This window comes from Streptomyces ardesiacus, from assembly GCF_003112575.1.
GTDB classification, from domain to species: domain Bacteria; phylum Actinomycetota; class Actinomycetes; order Streptomycetales; family Streptomycetaceae; genus Streptomyces; species Streptomyces ardesiacus.
Map to the genome: position 1 here is coordinate 668,339 of NZ_BEWC01000001.1, position 16,393 is coordinate 684,731.

At 71.0% G+C, this 16,393-nt stretch carries 11 protein-coding genes; 6 read left to right on the top strand and 5 right to left on the bottom strand.

From position 1 onward, the window contains the following. Positions 1–68: 68 nt before the first annotated feature. The 4 genes from Sdi02f_RS02780 to Sdi02f_RS02795 all read right to left on the bottom strand — a co-directional run bounded on the left by Sdi02f_RS02780 (position 69) and on the right by Sdi02f_RS02795 (position 7,649). A complete protein-coding gene (locus tag Sdi02f_RS02780) occupies positions 69–1,079 on the bottom strand; it encodes a LacI family DNA-binding transcriptional regulator (protein ID WP_055469304.1) in 1,011 nt (336 codons plus the stop codon). 58 nt (positions 1,080–1,137) lie between these two features. Continuing rightward, the gene (locus Sdi02f_RS02785; protein WP_167458107.1) at positions 1,138–5,427 is read right to left on the bottom strand and encodes a discoidin domain-containing protein; all 4,290 of its coding nucleotides are present in this window, start codon (positions 5,425–5,427) and stop codon (positions 1,138–1,140) included. A gap of 267 nt (positions 5,428–5,694) precedes the next feature. After that, entirely contained in the window at positions 5,695–6,705 is a 1,011-nt protein-coding gene (locus Sdi02f_RS02790) for a LacI family DNA-binding transcriptional regulator (protein ID WP_055469306.1), read from the bottom strand. Positions 6,706–6,743: 38 nt separating this feature from the next. Further along, positions 6,744–7,649, bottom strand: a complete 906-nt coding sequence (locus tag Sdi02f_RS02795) for an endonuclease/exonuclease/phosphatase family protein (protein ID WP_108932634.1) — start codon at positions 7,647–7,649, stop codon at positions 6,744–6,746. A gap of 376 nt (positions 7,650–8,025) precedes the next feature. On the opposite strand from Sdi02f_RS02795, the gene Sdi02f_RS02800 reads away from it, so the two are divergent. From Sdi02f_RS02800 to Sdi02f_RS02820, 4 genes are all read left to right on the top strand, one after another. Then, complete coding sequence (locus Sdi02f_RS02800) at positions 8,026–9,480, top strand: competence protein CoiA (protein ID WP_245962127.1); 1,455 nt, start codon at positions 8,026–8,028, stop codon at positions 9,478–9,480. Between the two features lie 634 nt (positions 9,481–10,114). Then, positions 10,115–11,839, top strand: coding sequence for a carbohydrate-binding module family 20 domain-containing protein (locus Sdi02f_RS02810; RefSeq protein ID WP_031084768.1), 1,725 nt, complete (start codon positions 10,115–10,117; stop codon positions 11,837–11,839). 183 nt (positions 11,840–12,022) lie between these two features. Further along, the gene (locus Sdi02f_RS02815; RefSeq protein WP_031084770.1) at positions 12,023–13,132 is read left to right on the top strand and encodes a C40 family peptidase; all 1,110 of its coding nucleotides are present in this window, start codon (positions 12,023–12,025) and stop codon (positions 13,130–13,132) included. Between the two features lie 4 nt (positions 13,133–13,136). Further along, positions 13,137–14,060 (top strand): hypothetical protein, encoded by a 924-nt coding sequence (locus tag Sdi02f_RS02820; protein WP_030404256.1) that lies wholly within the window; start codon positions 13,137–13,139, stop codon positions 14,058–14,060. On the opposite strand, the gene Sdi02f_RS36935 is transcribed toward Sdi02f_RS02820, so the two are convergent. Continuing rightward, positions 14,023–14,289 carry a hypothetical protein gene (locus Sdi02f_RS36935; RefSeq protein ID WP_438363732.1) on the bottom strand — a complete coding sequence of 89 codons (267 nt, stop codon included), beginning with the start codon at positions 14,287–14,289 and terminating at the stop codon, positions 14,023–14,025. The genes Sdi02f_RS02820 and Sdi02f_RS36935 overlap by 38 nt on opposite strands. A 136-nt stretch (positions 14,290–14,425) precedes the next feature. On the opposite strand from Sdi02f_RS36935, the gene Sdi02f_RS02830 reads away from it, so the two are divergent. Continuing rightward, on the top strand, positions 14,426–15,130 hold the full coding sequence (locus Sdi02f_RS02830) for a restriction endonuclease (RefSeq protein WP_245962128.1): 705 nt from the start codon (positions 14,426–14,428) through the stop codon (positions 15,128–15,130). A 62-nt stretch (positions 15,131–15,192) separates the two neighbouring features. Beyond that, a complete protein-coding gene (locus Sdi02f_RS02835; protein WP_053662516.1) occupies positions 15,193–16,383 on the top strand; it encodes a winged helix DNA-binding domain-containing protein in 1,191 nt (396 codons plus the stop codon). Positions 16,384–16,393 lie beyond the last annotated feature (10 nt).

A 16,393-nucleotide genomic window follows, 5' to 3' on the forward strand; every position in this document is an offset into this window, starting at 1 on the left:
AAGTGGGCGCAATATCTCGCGCTGATTTCGTAATTGTTTGACAGAGGGTTGGAGAAGTTGAGGTTCCGCTACCGGGCGGCAGCCTGCGCGGTGGAGCCGCGGACGACGAGTTCGGGTTCGAAGAGCAGCTCGCTGTGCGGGACTTCGGTGCCTTGGATTTGTGCGCAGAGGAGGTCGACGGCGGCGCGTCCCATGGCTTCGATGGGTTGGCGGACGGTGGTGAGGGGTGGTTCGGTGCAGGTCATGAAGGCGCTGTCGTCGTAGCCGACGACGGAGACGTCGTGGGGGACGTGGTGGCCGTGTCGGCGTGCGGCGCGGACGGCGCCGAGGGCGAGGGGGTCGCTGGCGCAGATGATGCCGGTGATGCCGCGGTCGAGGAGGCGGGTGGCGGCTGCCTGTCCGCCTTCCAGGGAGAACATGGCCCGCTCCACGTACGCGTCGGGCAGGGTGCCGCCGGCCGCCTCCGCGGCCTCGCGGGCGGCGGCCAGTTTGCGGCGGGAGGGGATGTGGTCGGAGGGGCCGAGGACGAGCCCGATGCGCTCGTGTCCCAGGGAGGCCAGGTGTCGCCAGGACTGCTCGACGGCCACGGCGTCGTCGCAGGCGATGCAGGGGAAGTCCAGGCCGGCGATGGAGGCGTTGATGAGGACGACGGGGATGTTGCGTTCGGCGAGGAGGCGGTAGTGGTCGTGGGGGGCGTCGGCCTGGGCGAAGAGTCCGCCCGCGAAGACGACGCCGGAGACCTGCTGCTGGAGGAGGAGTTCGACGTAGTCGGCCTCGGAGACGCCGCCCTTGGTCTGGGTGCACAGCACGGGGGTCAGTCCCTGCTGGGCCAGTGCGCCGCCGATGACCTCGGCGAAGGCGGGGAAGATGGGGTTCTGCAGCTCCGGCAGGACCAGGCCGACCAGGCGGGCGCGCTCGCCCCGCAGTTGGGTGGGGCGCTCGTAGCCCAGGACGTCCAGCGCGCTGAGCACCGACTGCCGGGTCGCCTGGGAGACTCCCGGCTTGCCGTTGAGCACCCGGCTGACCGTGGCCTCGCTGACCCCAACCTTCTTCGCCACCTGAGCAAGTCGTCGCGTCACAAACGCAAGACTAGCGCAAGTCTCGCAAGAGACTTGCGCCAGTCGGTGTCCTGTTCGACTAGGGGTTGCGGATGATCCTGAAGGTGGACGTCGTGTTGCGGATGTCCACCGCGTTGTCGCCGAGCTTCAGCCCGTTGAAGGTGACCTCGCCGACCGCCGGTCCCTGTCCGCCCTCGGGCATCTCGTTGGCCCACAGGCCGAAGCCGGACTTGGCGTCGAACTCGTCACCGCTCTTGTGCGCGCCCGTGACGGAGACGTCGGTGAAGACCGTGTCCTTGATCGGGTACTGCGGCTGACCTGCCACGTAGTTCGTCTGGAACATGATGCCGCTGTAGGTCGGGTCCACGATGTCGACGTTGTTGACCCTGATCCCCTGGAACACCTTCGACGCCGAGAACACCCAGATGCCCGGGAAGGTCTGCCCGTTCCAGAAGTGCCCGCCGGCCCGGACGACCGAGACGTTCTCGAACGTCGTCGGACCGGTTCCGAAACCGTTCATCGGGTAGCCGAAGTCCAGCGAGCTGATGGTGATGCCCGAGTAGACCAGGGTGTCCGCGATGCGGATGTTCCGGAAGGTGTTGTCGTAGCCGCCGTAGACGGCCAGGCCCGCGGCGCGCCAGGTCAGCGTCGTCGTGAGGTTCTCGTACAGGTTGTTCTTCATGTCCGCGCCGCCCGCGTCGATCGCGGAGAAGAGCGCGAAACTGTCGTCGCCGGTGGCCCGGGCGTCGTTGTTGGAGACGAGGTTGTCGGTGGAGCCGTTGGTCATGTTGATGCCGTCGGCGAACATGTTCCGGATCCGGGAGTTCTTGATCGTCATCCGGTCGGTGTTGGCACCCCAGTACAGGCAGACCATGTGCTCGTTCCAGATGTTGTCGATCACGATGTCCGAGGTGTTGGAGAAGTCGAACACCTTGCCCGGCCCGTCGATGCGGGACGTGTAGTTGCCGAAGTAGGCGAAGTCCGCGAACGTCGACCCCTTGGCGCCGGCCTCGGCGCGGAACCCGATGTCGGTGTTGTCCTGCGACGCCGGGGCGTGGAACTGGGTGAACCAGGGACCGGCGCCGACCACCTTCACCGCCTTGCCGTACACCTGGAACTTGCTCGACGTCTGGTAGTCGCCGGGCGGCAGATACACGCCGACCAGTTTGCCGGAGGTGTCCATGCGGACCTTGTCGAGCGCGTTCTGCACGTCCTGGTGCGTGAACCCGGCCGGCACCGTGTACGCCGCCGGGTCGGGGTTCGGCAGCGCCGAGACCTGCTCCAGGTCGACGAAGTCGATCGCGTAGTCGGAGGTGTTCGCCGCGTCCTTCTGCAGCCGGATCCTGCTGCCCGCCGGGACCGTCTCGCCCAGCATCAGGTGCGCCTCGTCGTAGATGTGCCGGGGCGCGCCCGCACCGGGGGAGTTGCCCGGCGAGGCCTCGGCACCGTACAGCCAGGCGTACTTCGAGGTCAGCGGCAGCGCCTTCTTCATCACGCCGTCCACGTACACGTTGAGCGTCGCGTCGATGCCGCCGCCGCCCGGCGCGTCCGGGATGGAGAAGCGGGTCACCAGGGTGTTGGTGTCCGCCTTCGTGGTGAACTCGACGTACGCGCCGGTCTTGTCGAGGTGGACCGCCTTGCGGCCGGACGCCTCGCCCGCGAGGTCGCCGATGGTGCGGTTGGGCCCGACCACGGTGGCACCGCCGCCGACCGTGCCGTCCTCCGCCTCGTACATGTCGTACGGCATGTTGGCGCCGCGCCCGACGAACAGCGGCTGCGTGGAGGTGTTGTTCTCCCGCTTGACCGGCAGTTCGTTCGCGTCCTCGCCGACCGTGACCTTCAGGGAGTACGAGCCGTTGACCGCCTTCCAGGTGCCGAGGTTCACGGCCGGAGCCGTCTCACCCGCGGCGATCACGCCGGAGTGCGCGCCGGTCAGGGTCTTGACCGTGCCGCCCTTGGCGTCGACCAGGGCGAGCGACACCGGATGGCTGCCGCCCGCGGAGTCCTGGGTGCCCTGGTTCCTCAGCGCGACCTTGAAGGTCACGTCGTCACCGGCGGCCGGGCTGGACGGCGTGGTGGTGACGGACGCGGCGACCAGGTCGGAACTCCGCACCGCCTTGACGACCAGCGGATCGGGCCGCGTGTAGGTGTTGTTGGTCTCGTTCTCCTCGATGATCTCGTTGGCCTCGTCGACGACGGCGCTCAGGGCGTACGAACCGGCCTCCCGGGCGCCGACGGACACGCCGACCGTGCTCTGCGCGCCCGCCTTGAGGGCGGGGACGTCGGCGGTGGCGACCGTGGAGCCGCCCAGCCGGACGGCGACCCGGCCGGCCGGCGCGTCCGCCGCGCCGCTGTTGCGGACCGTCGCGGAGACCGTGATCTCGTCCGACTCGACGGGCGAGTCGGGCGACGTGGTCAGCTTCGTCACCTCGAGGTCCGGGTTGGGCGCCGGGGTGCCGACGACCTGGAACTCGGCGACCTGCCCGGCCGTCGCCCCGGAGTTGGCGGTGAACCGCAGCCGTACGTCCGCGGTGCGCCCGCCGACGGGTATGGACACGCTGTTGCCGCCGTTCGCGGGGTCGAAGACGTAGTCCTTCGCGTCCACGAGGGAGGTGAAGCCGGAGGCGTCCTGGGCACGGCCGAGCACCTGGATGTTCTGGGTGCGCTTCGACCAGCCCGCGTCGGGGTTGAGCTTGAGGACCACGCGGTCGACGTCGGCGTTCGCGCCCAGTGCGAGGGTGAGCGTGTTCGGGTAGCTGCCCGCCGCGCCCTCCCAGTACGTCGAGGTGCTGTTGTCGTTGGCGTTCTCGGCGACGTAGGTGTGGATGTGGGACGAGGCGCTGATGGGCTTGCCGACGGACAGGTTCGAGCCGTCCTTGGTGCCGTTGCGTGTCACCGTGTTGCTGTTGGCCGACTCGTTGCCCGCCGCGTCCCTGGCCCGCACGAAGTAGGTGACGTTCGCCGACGCCGGCTGGGTGTCGGTGTAGGTGGTGACGTCTCCGGCGACGCTCTTGCGGAGCTGGTTGTTGGCGTAGACGTCGTAGCCCGTGACGCCCGTGTCGTCGGTCGAGGCGTCCCAGCTCAGCCCGACCTGTCCGGCGGTCGGCTCGGCGAGCGTCAGGTTCGCGGGTGCGGTGGGTGCCTGGGTGTCGCCGGTGCCGGCGCGGCGGGTGACCGTGTTGCTGTTGCCCGACTGGTTCCCGGCGGCGTCCTTGGCGCGCACGTAGTAGGTGACCGTGGTGCCGGCCGGCCTGGTGTCGGTGTACGTGGTGACGTCGCCCCCGACCGAGGTCAGCAGCTCGCCGTTGGCATAGACGTCGTACCCCGTGACGGCCGTGTCGTCCGAGGAGGCGTTCCAGGTCAGCCGGATCTGTCCGGTGGCCGGCTCGGTGAACGCCAGGTTCGCCGGGGCGGTGGGAGCCTGGGCGTCTCCCGTCGCCGGGCCGTAGACCTCCAGCTCGGAGACCTGCGCGGCGGGCTGCCCGGTGTTGGCCGTCACCAGGACCCGCACGTAGCGCGTGGTGGCCGCGTCGAAGGTGATCGTGGCCGACCGGCCGCCCGCCGCGTCGAACGTGTACGCCTGGGCGGCGGTCAGGTCGGTGAAGTCCGAGCCGTTCTCACTGGCCTGGATCTTCAGGGTCTGACTGCGGGCCGGCCAGCCGTCCGGCAGCCGCAGGACGACGCGGTCGACGCGGCGGGAGGTGCCGAGGTCGGCCTGCAGCCACTGCGGCAGGGCGTTGCCGGCGCTCTCCCAGTAGGTGGCCTTGTTGCCGTCGTTGCCGTTGCCGGGGGTGTAGGCACCCGTGGAACTGCTCGCGGTCAGACGACGCCCGGCGGCGAGGTTGGTGGACGACTCCCCGGCCGCGTGCACCTCCAGTTCGGAGAGCTGGGCCGCCTGCCAGCCGGTGTTCGCCGTGATGTCCACCCGCACGAACCGCGTCCGGGTGGCGGGGAAGGACACGGTGACCGTGTTGCCCGACCCCGGGTCGAACGCGTAGGCGGCGGACGTCTTCAGCGTGCTGAAGCTCGTGCCGTCGGCGCTGCCCTGGACGGAGAGGGTCTGCCGGCGGCTCTCCCAGCCGGCCGGCAGTTTCAGGACGACCTCGTCGACGCGTTCGGTGGCACCGAGGTCGGTCTGCACCCACTGGGGCAGGCTGCTGCCCGCGCTCTGCCAGTACGAACCCTGGTCGCCGTCGGTGATGTTGGCGGCTCCGTACTCGGCGTGCGAGCTGCTCGCCGCCGTGGCGTCTCCCACGGCGATGTTGGGACCGCCGGCCGCCGTGGCCGACAGCAGCGGTCCTCCCAGCGCCAGGAGACTGGTCGCGACCACCGTGCACAGGGCACGTGATCTCCAGTTCCGGTTTCTCATCTGTCCCCACATCAGGTAGACACGTCGATGTTCTCTGTCATTTACGTCAAGCGCTCGCAGAGTTGCAGAGAAATGTTGAGTCGTCTACGGGACGGGCAGCGTGAACTCGCCGCACCACCGGGCCGAACGGAGCGGTTGAGGGCCGGACGGTCGTCTGGGCATGCCGCGGAACAGCGGCTTTCACGGGCTACGTCGGGTAGCCGCAATCCGCTGTCAATTTACGCAAGACGCTTGCGCTCGACGGACCGGGAAGAGGGCGCGCCCCTGCTAGTCGCCCGCAGGCTGGGCCGTTGAGCCGCGGACGACGAGTTCGGGTTCGAAGAGCAGCTCGCCGTGGGGGACTTCGGTGCCTTGGATTTGTGCGCAGAGGAGGTCGACGGCGGCGCGTCCCATGGCTTCGATGGGTTGGCGGACGGTGGTGAGGGGTGGTTCGGTGCAGGTCATGAAGGCGCTGTCGTCGTAGCCGACGACGGAGACGTCGTGGGGGACGTGGTGGCCGTGTCGGCGTGCGGCGCGGACGGCGCCGAGGGCGAGGGGGTCGCTGGCGCAGATGATGCCGGTGATGCCGCGGTCGAGGAGGCGGGTGGCGGCTGCCTGTCCGCCCTCCAGGGAGAACATGGCCCGCTCGACGTGTGTGTCGGGCAGTTCCATGCCTGCGGCCCGGGCGGTTTCCCGGGCGGCGGCCAGTTTGCGGCGGGAGGGGATGTGGTCGGAGGGGCCGAGGACGAGCCCGATGCGCTCGTGTCCCAGTGAGGCCAGGTGTCGCCAGGACTGCTCGACGGCCACGGCGTCGTCGCAGGCGATGCAGGGGAAGTCCAGGCCGGCGATGGAGGCGTTGATGAGGACGACCGGGATGTTGCGTTCGGCGAGGAGGCGGTAGTGGTCGTGGGGGGCGTCGGCCTGGGCGAAGAGTCCGCCCGCGAAGACGACGCCGGAGACCTGCTGCTGGAGGAGGAGTTCGACGTAGTCTGCCTCGGAGACGCCGCCCTTGGTCTGGGTGCACAGGACCGGGGTCAGTCCCTGCTGGGCCAGTGCGCCGCCGATGACCTCGGCGAAGGCGGGGAAGATGGGGTTCTGCAGCTCCGGCAGGACCAGGCCGACCAGGCGGGCGCGCTCGCCCCGCAGTTGGGTGGGACGCTCGTAGCCCAGGACGTCCAGCGCGCTGAGCACCGACTGCCGGGTCGCCTCGGAAACCCCCGGCTTGCCGTTGAGCACCCGGCTGACCGTGGCCTCGCTGACCCCAACCTTCTTCGCCACCTGAGCAAGTCGTCGCGTCACAGGCGAAAGGCTAACGCAAGCGCCGCAAGCGGCTTGCTTCAGTGCCAGGTGACCCGGGCGACCACCGGAAGGTGATCGCTGCCGGTGGCGGGCAGGGTGCGGAGGGAACCGACGGTCCCGGCGCGGGCCATCACCTGGTCGATCCGTGCCAGCGGGAAGGCGGCGGGGAAGCTGAGGCCGACGCCGCGCTCGGCCACGTTCAGCCGCGTGGTCAGGGGATCGAGCGCGCGGTCGTCGACCGTGCCGTTGAGGTCGCCGAGCAGGACCACCCTGCTCCGCTGCTCGGCGGCGAGGGCGTCGCCCAGCAGACCGGCGCTCTCGTCGCGCCGGGACGACGCGAGACCGCTCGCCCGGACCCGTACCGACGGCAGGTGCGCGACGTAGACGGCGACTTCGCCGTGCGGCGTGTGCGCCACGGTCCGCAGTCCGCGCTCCCACTCCTCCTCGATGTCCCGCGGCCTGATGTCGAGGGGCCGGGAGCCGGTGAGCGGGTACTTCGACCAGAGCCCGACGGTGCCCCGCACCGTCCGGTACGGGTAGTCGGGGGCGAGGGTGCGCGCGTAGACCTCCAGCGCGGGCGGCACCAGTTCCTCCAGCGCGACGAGGTCGGGCTCGGCGCGGGCCAGGGAGCGGGCCGTTCCGGCGGGGTCGGTGTTCTCGTCGCTGACGTTGTGCTGCACCACCACCAGGTCGTCGGCGCCGGGATCCGGCGCGGGCAGGAGCAGACCGCCGAAGAGGTACGTCCAGGCGGCGGCCGGCAGCAGCAGGGCCACCAGGGCGAGCGCCGAACGGCGCACCAGCGTCAGGATCAGCAGCACCACGACGACACCGCCGAGCCACGGCAGGAAGGACTCCAGCAGACTCCCCAGCCCTCCCACACGGTTGGGCACCGCCCCGTGGAACACCAGGAGTACGGCCGTGAGTACCGCGGCCACGGCGAGCACCCGCCCCCGCGTCCAGGCGGACCGGCCCGGCCCGTCCGCCCGCCGAGTCGATGCCGGACGTCCCACCCACCGCCGCACCGCTTCCCCCACCGAAGCCGCACCACGGCCCGCCCGTCCCACCATCGTTTCCCGTCCACTCGTCCTTGCCCTTCAGGACGATCCACGGCACTGATCGGGTTCCCGACGCCGACATCCTCCTGGGTGTCCTGTCAGGAGCCGGCAACTGACCGCGTGAAGGGGAGAGGAGAAACAGAGGGCGGCTTGTGAAGTGGGTGTACGGATCACATACTGGTGCCGCAGTGATCAGCGTGACGTCGCCCCCGGCGGGTGCGGACAGTGCCCGGGGGAAGCAGTGAGTGGTCTGGACGGCAGACTCGTGCAGACCGCGGTGATCGGGGGCCCGGACTCGGGGCGCGCGATCATTCTGCCGACCGACGCCGACGAACTGCTGCGGTGGCGCCGCGGTCACCGTGCCTGCACGTACTGGTGCGGAACCCAGCTCGGCGGCTGTGGCAACGAGCTTTCGGACCGCCTGTACCGGGACAAGGTCTGCCACTTCGCGCACCGGCCCCACACCTCCTGCCACCGCACGGCCACGGGCGCCAACAGCGCCGACCACCTCTTCGTCAAAGACGACCTCGCCGCCTGGACCGGCAGACTGGGGATCAAAGGACGTGCCACCTCACGCAACCTCGGGTACGGGCCCGGCGACGCCGTGGACTTCCGCGCCGGCCAGGGCGGGCAGCAGCACGTGCGCTTCCAGTTCAGCAAGCTCTCCCATGCCGAGTGGACGAGCACGCGTGATCGGCTGACGCGCGAGGCGGCCACACTCGACTGGGTCTTCGGGCCGAGCACCGTGCGACCGGAAACCGTGGAAGCCCTGTGTGACGAGTACGGATACCTGCTTCGATTTCGCTTCGAGACGCACGGCGCGGCCCGGCACATCCGTCTCCGGGCCGAGGATCCGCGGAACCGCACCGCATGGGTGCCCCTCAAGGCCTGCGTCATGACTCCCGAGGGGCTGCGCGTGCCAGGAGCCGAGCGGCGACGCCGTACATCGGGCTCGCGGCCTCTCGGTGCGGCAGCCACCGCGGTGGCGCCGAGGTCGCGTGACGACCAGGTCCGTTCGCTGCGAGAGGCGTTGACCAGCGCCGCACGCTTCCGGACCCGGCCCACCTGGGAGGCGCTGTGCCGCACGGCCGGCAGTGACCTGCTGAGGGTTTCTCCGCAGGAGCGGGTCGGCCTGCTCTTCGCCGTGGAACAGGCTGGTGAAGAGGGCGCACCGCTGCTGTCGGCCCTTCTGAGGACCAGCGCGGGCGAACCGCCGCCCTACGTCAGGGACGTCGTCGCCGCTGCCGGGGCCGGGACACCGGCCACAGGCCAGGTGTTGAAGCGCTGGTGCCAGCGGGAGGCCGATCGGGCGTTCGCCGTGTACGGAATGCCGTCCCGCACCGCCCCGGCACGACTGGTGCTCACCGCCGACGGACGGATTGCCGCACGGAGAGCTGCGCCGGCGACGCGGCGCACCATCGTCCATGTCGAGGCCCGCGCCTCGCTACGGGAAGTCACCCCCCTTCACGAGGCCCTGCGCGGTGCCCGGGAGAGGCAGGACAAGAGGCTCGTGGTGGGTCTTCTCGAACAGGCGGAAGACTCGATCGTCACCCTGCCGGCATCCGAACACGCCAAGCTGCTGCGGGAGATGCGGACGGCACGCGACTGGCTGAACAGCGGCGTGAGGAAGAGCGGACGGAAGCGCCGGTCGCTGGTGAACCCGCAGGACAGGTCACGGGCGAACGGGAAGAAGCCCAAGAAGAGGACGTCGTCGAGGTGAACTCGCGCGCCGTCCGGCATCCGGCAGGAGACTGCGGCGGCGCACCCGGCGCACCCGCCTAACCGCCGGCGAACGCGGCGGCGTTCTCCGCGGGCCACCAAGTGCCGCACGGCCTCGCCGTACCGTGGGGCCCGCGCCGCACCGCCCGGTGGTGACGGTGTCGGGCGTGGATGCGGCGGCGGGAACGGTTGTGGGGGAGGCCGTGGACGGTGCGGCGGGCACCACCGCGAGGACGGTGCCGACGGCAACGGCGACGGCTGCGGCCGACGGCCGTCCGGGCAACCGTATGCGGCTGCGTCTCGTGCGTCTCGTGCGTCTCATGCGTGTCTCCAAGCGAGGCGGGCGGCGTGGCCGCGGGCGGTTGAACGTCCTGGCGCTGAAAGGGTGAACGGAAAGTTGCTGAAACCTCTTACGGCAGCGGGAAGCTACCGGTACGCGGCGGCGTCGTAAAGGGGTCGCCTTTCAACTTTCCTGCGTGCACGAAGGGTTGACCGTGGTTGAACGGCGCCCTTACGGTCACGACCGCAACCTCTTGCAGGCTTCTTGCTGCAACCCGTTGCAAGCGGGCGCCGACTCCCCAGGCGCCCGTCGGCACCATGCCCCGGGACACCCGCACCCTCACACGGGAGACTCCATGCACGGGAAGACCAGTGCGGCGCGCAGAGCCGCCGCCACCGCGCTCGCCCTCACCGCCGGAGCGGCCGGCAGCCTCGTGGCCACCGCGGCGCCGGCCCAGGCGGCCCCGCCCGGAGACAAGGACGTCACCGCGGTGATGTTCGAGTGGAAGTTCGACTCCGTCGCCAAGGCCTGCACCGACACCCTCGGCCCGGCCGGCTACGGCTTCGTCCAGGTCTCACCGCCCCAGGAGCACATCCAGGGCGGACAGTGGTGGACCTCGTACCAGCCGGTGAGCTACAGGATCGCGGGCCGGCTCGGTGACCGCGCGCAGTTCAAGAGCATGGTCGACACCTGCCACGCGGCCGGCGTGAAGGTCGTCGCCGACTCCGTCATCAACCACATGTCCGCCGGCAGCGGCACGGGCACCGGCGGCTCGTCCTACACCAAGTACGACTACCCCGGCCTCTACTCGTCGGGCGACCTCGACAACTGCACCGCGCAGATCAGCAACTACGGCGACCGCTTCAACGTCCAGGAGTGCGAACTGGTCGGCCTCGCGGACCTCGACACCGGTGAGGAGTACGTACGCGGCAAGATCGCCGGTTACCTCAACGACCTGCTGTCCCTCGGCGTCGACGGCTTCCGCATCGACGCGGCCAAGCACATGGCCGCGGGCGACCTGGCCGCCATCAAGTCCCGGCTCACCAACCCGAACGTGTACTGGAAGCACGAGGCGATCTACGGCGCGGGGGAGGCCGTCTCCCCGAGCGAGTACCTCGGCAGCGGCGACGTGCAGGAGTTCCGCTACGCACGCGACCTCAAGCGGGTCTTCGGCAGCGAGAACCTCGCGTACCTGAAGAACTTCGGCGAGTCCTGGGGATACATGCCCTCCGGCCAGTCCGCCGTCTTCGTCGCCAACCACGACACCGAACGCAACGGCGAGACCCTCACCTACAAGGACGGCGCCTCCTACACCCTGGCGCACGTGTTCATGCTGGCCTGGCCGTACGGCAGCCCCGACGTCCACTCCGGCTACGAGTTCACCGACCACGACGCCGGCCCGCCGGACGGCGGCCAGGTGAGCGCCTGTTACAACGACGGCTGGAAGTGCCAGCACGCCTGGCGCGAGATCTCCTCCATGGTCGCCCTGCGCAACGCCGCCCGCGGCCAGGCCGTGACCGACTGGTGGGACGACGGGGGCGACCGGATCGCGTTCGGGCGCGGCACGAAGGCGTACGTCGCCATCAACCACGAAGGGTCCTCGCTGACCCGTACGTTCCAGACGTCGCTGCCCGCCGGTGACTACTGCGACGTCCAGTCGGGCACGAACGTGACGGTCGACGGGGCAGGCCGGTTCACCGCCACCCTGGGCGCCGACACGGCCTTGGCCCTGCACGTGGGCGCCCGCACCTGCGGCGGCACGAGCGTGCCCGGCGACCCCGACCCGGTGGCCTCCGGGGTGTCCTTCGCGGTCGACGCCACCACCAGGTGGGGGCAGAACCTCTACGTCACCGGCAACCGGCCGGAACTGGGCAACTGGAACCCGGGCGGCGCCCTCCCGCTCGATCCGGCCGCCTACCCGGTGTGGAAGCGGGACGTGGAGCTGCCGGAGGGTACCTCCTTCGAGTACAAGTACCTTCGCAAGGACGAGGCGGGCAACGTGACCTGGGAGAGCGGAGCCAACCGGAGGGCCACCGTCAGCGGCACCAGGACTGCCCTCAAGGACACTTGGCGGGACTGACCGCCGCTGGTAGGAGAGTCGCGTGTGAGCAAGCCGACACACGCGGGGAGACCAGGGTGGGCCGTTCGGGGGAAGGTAGTGTGTTCAAGGCTCGAACGGCCCGCCGCGGGACCCGCGGTGGAGAGCACGGCGGCAGTCGTCCGGCCGGGCCGCGCCCGCACGCGACCTCTGAGAGTGGAGTTCATGAACGTGTCGACCGGCGGCAGACGGATACGGAGCCGGGGCGCCACGGCGGCCCTCGTCTGCGCGATCATCCTGTTGCCCGGCCCCGGTTACGCCGCCCCGGGCGAACCCGACCCGCACACCGACAAGTCGATCGAGGACATCCGCACCGAACTGGACGGCCTCTACCGCGAGGCGGAGGTCGCCACCGAGGCGTACAACGCCGCCAACGAGAAGGCGGTCAAGCAGGAGAAGCGGCTGACCACCCTGCGCGCGGACCTGACCCGTGCCGAGAAGCGCGTGAAGGACCTGCACGACCTCGCCGGTGCGGCGGCCCGCACCCAGTACCGCGGCGGCGATCTCGCCGCCACCGGCATCCAGTTGCTGCTCGGCGACCACCCGGAAGCGGCCCTGGACGAGGCGTCCCAGGCCCGCCAGGCCCTGCGCGGCCTGGTCAACGTCTCCGAGACCCAGAAGACCGCCCGCCAGGAACTGGGCGAGCAGACCGCGGCGGCCAAGAAGGAACTGCGCAAGCTGGAGAGCAGCCGCGCGGACAAGGCGGCGGCGAAGCAGAAGATCGAGAAGAAGATCGCCACCGCCGAGGAGATCGAGGCCGGACTCGAAGAGGAACAGACCCGCAGGCTCGCCGAGTTGGAGAGGCAGCGGACCCGCCAGGCCGAGGCCCGGTGGACGGACTCCGGCGGCCCCTCCGGTGAATCCGCGGGCAAGGGGAAGAGCAAGGGCAAGGGGGGCGGGCCCGGCGGCGGCACGCAGGCGAGCGGAGCCGCCGGCAAGGCCGTCTCCTTCGCCATGGCGCAGATCGGCAAGCCGTACGTGTGGGGCGCCGTGGGCCCGTCCTCGTACGACTGCTCCGGACTCACCTCCGCGGCGTGGGCGGCGGCCGGCCACCCCATTCCCCGCACCTCCCAGGCACAATGGAGCGGGCTGACCCGTGTCGGCCTGTCCTCGGCACGCCCCGGAGACCTGATCATCTACTACAACGACGCCACCCACGTGGGCATGTACATCGGAGGGGGACAGATCGTCCACGCCCCGCGGCCCGGCCGCTCGATCACGACCGCGCCGGCCGCCTCCATGCCGATCCTCGGCGTCGTACGACCCGGAGCCTGAGCGGATGACCCACTCGCTGACCCCCCGTGACGAGGGGAACCTGCCCGCGCTCGGTGCCGCGCCGCTGATCCGCCTCGACGCCTATGTGGCCGAGGACGGGTCGACGGTGGTCAACGGTCACCTGCTGGACATGGGCGGAGTACGGCCGCCCAACGAGGCCATCCTCGACGCCGTCGCCATGTTCGCCCGCACCCTGGGGGCGCCGGTCGCGGCCACCGTCATCGACCGCACCGTGCAGCAGGTGGCGCGGCTGCGGGTGCACCCCGACGGTTCGAGCCGGACCATCGCCGACGAGGACGACCTGCCGCCCGGGCGCGAGCGCACCGCCGCCGAGGAGGCCGCGTTCCCCCCGCTCGCCCGCGTCGAGCGCATCATCCAGCACGCCCAGCGCGAGGAACTGCACGCCGCGTTCGTCCTCGCCAGCGCGCTGCGCGAGCACCTCACACTGCGCCGGGGCGCCGAGGACGAACTGTCCCTGGAGGCACGGGCGATCGAGGCCTACCTCGCCTATCTGCGCGGCGACCACATGCTCTCCACCGTCCTCGCGCTGACCGTCGCCCGCATCCGCTGCCGCACCGACCTGGACCGGGCCGCCCCCGACGTCGCCCGCGCCACCGCGGCGTGGCAACGGCTGTGGGACGAGGGCCAGGTGGCCACCCGGGGGCAGGAACTGCTGCACATGTGGGAGCGGTTGTCCGCGGCGGGTCTGCTGCAGGACCCGTCCCACCACGCCATGGCCCAGGCCGTACGGACCCGGCTCGCACACGGCGGCCGCTCCGTTCCGCCGCCGTCCGCACCCGTGGCCCTGACCGCGGGGCCCGGCCCGGCCCCGGACCGGCTCGCCCCCGAGGACAAACCTCTCAAGCCCGCCCGCCGGGGCCTGCGCCGCTTCACCCGGCGGGCCGGCCGGTCACCGGAGACGTCCTGAGGAACGGGACTCCGGCCGCCGGGGCTCGAAGGCAGGCAGGAGGAGGACGGCCGCGTGGCACCAGCCGGGTCTTGACGGCGGTCACGATCATCCCGCCCGACGGCTGACAGGCGCCCAGATCGCCGACGTCGTACCCGAGTTGGGCGGCCTTGGCGTTGCGGTCCTTCATGTCCGCGCCGCCCTTCGAGTAGTGGACGGCGCGTGCCTCCCTCGGGATGGCGGTGCTCATGAGGCGCTGTGAACGCCAGAGTCCGCGCAGAATCGGGGCGGTGGCCGATCCGGCCGCACGAGCCCGGCCCGGCGGGCGCTCTTACGCCCGCACGGTTCCTCCCTCACACTGGCTGCCGGCAGACGGGAGGAACAGGGTGTCAGCTCGTGGGGCGAAGCGCCGGACGTCCCGGCGCAGGCACGGGGACGTCCGGCTCGTCGCGGGAGCCGTCGGAGGGGCCGCCGTTCTCGGCGTGCTCACGGCGTCGTGGACCCTGATCTGGCCCTACCTCGTCGGGGCCCTGGCAGCGGGCGCGGCGACCGCCGGAGGCTGGTGGTGGCGGAAGACGGACCGGCTCCTCCGCGGCGGCGACCGCAGGTGGCGTCACGAGGACGCGGTCCGTGCGGGCCGTCGGACCCTGGCCGAGGTCGACGTGATGGAAGCAGAGGACTTCGAGGAGTTCGTCGCCGGCCTGTGCCGGCGGGACGGATGCACCGAAGTGCGCCGGGTCGGTCGCACGCACGACAACGGCGCGGACGTCCGGGGCAGACTTCCCGACGGACGGACCATGGTGGTCCAGTGCAAGCGCTACAACCCGAAACGGAAGATCTCCAACAGCGAGGTCCGCAACCTCCTCGGCTCCCGCGTGCACTTCGGCGCCGACGTCGCGATTTTCGTGACCACTGCCTACTTCAGCGGCCCCGCCGAGAGCTGCGCCGTGGACAACGACGTCCTGGCCGTCCACCGCGACCACCTCGGCCTGTGGAACAACGGCGTCGCACTGTCCGCCCTCGCCGCTCTCAACGGCTCCGGCCAGGGAGACCGCCGGCACCGCGCCCGCCGGAAGAAGACGTACGGGTAGCCGTACGCTTTCCCTCTCGTCGGCAAGCGGGTACGGGCCCACGGCACGAAGGAGTGACGGACATGCGGCGTATCGACGTGGCGGAACGACGGGCGCGGCTCGGCCTACGGCACCGGCTGGCGGTCGCCGCCCGCGCGAAGAACCCGGTCGAGGTGGCCGGTGACCTCGTCGCGCTGCACAGCACCGATCCGTCCTCCGTCTACCTCGCCACCTGGGCACGGACGAACGACGGCTCGGTGCGGGAGGTGGAACGCGCCCTGTACGAGGACCGCACCCTCATCCGGCTGCTCGGCATGCGCCGCACCGTCTTCGTGACCACCCTCGACGTGGCCCCGGTGATGCAGGCCGCCTGCTCGCTGGCGGTGGCCGCGCGCGAACGCCGCAAGCTCCTCGGCTTCCTGGCCGCGTCCGGGGTCGCGGACGACGAGGCGGGGGTGCGCACCTGGCTGGCCGAGACCGAGGACATCGCCGTACGCGCGCTCGCCGCACGGGGCGAGGCGACCGCCGCCGAACTCGCCGGTGACGACCCGCGCCTGAGCACGACGGTCACCCTCTCGGCCGGCAAGAGCTACGAAGGCACGCAGAAGGTCGCGAGCAGGCTGCTGCTCCTGCTCGCCGCCGAGGGCCGCGTGGTACGCGGCCGGCCGCGCGGCTCCTGGACCTCGCACCAGTACCGCTGGGCCCCCCTGACCGACTGGTCCCCCGGCGGCCTCGCCGCATGGGACACCCACGAGGCGGAGGAGGAACTGGCCCGGCGCTGGCTGCGTGCCCACGGCCCGGCCACGGCGGACGACCTGCGCTGGTGGGCGGGGTGGACGAAGACTCAGGTCAAGCGCGTCCTGACGGCACTCAAGCCGGTCGAGGTCGATCTCGACGGCACGACGGGCCTCCTCCTGCCCGACGACCTGGAGGAGACGGAGAAACCGGAGCCGTGGGCCGCGCTGCTCCCCGCGCTCGACTCCACCCCCATGGGCTGGCACGAGCGCGACTGGTTCCTCGGCGACCACGGCCCGCGCCTCTTCGACCGCGCCGGGAACATCGGCCCCTCCCTGTGGTGGGACGGCCGCATCGTCGGCGGCTGGGCCCAGGACGGCAGCGGCGAGATCGTGTGCCGCTTCCTGGAGGACGTCGGCTCCGACGCCGAGGCGGCGGTCCGCGCGGAGGCGGAGCGCCTCGCCGTCCCCCTCGGCGACGTCCGGCTGGCCGCCCGCACGCGCGGACGCACGTGGCTGGAGGAGGAACTGGCCGGCTGAGGACCCGGCG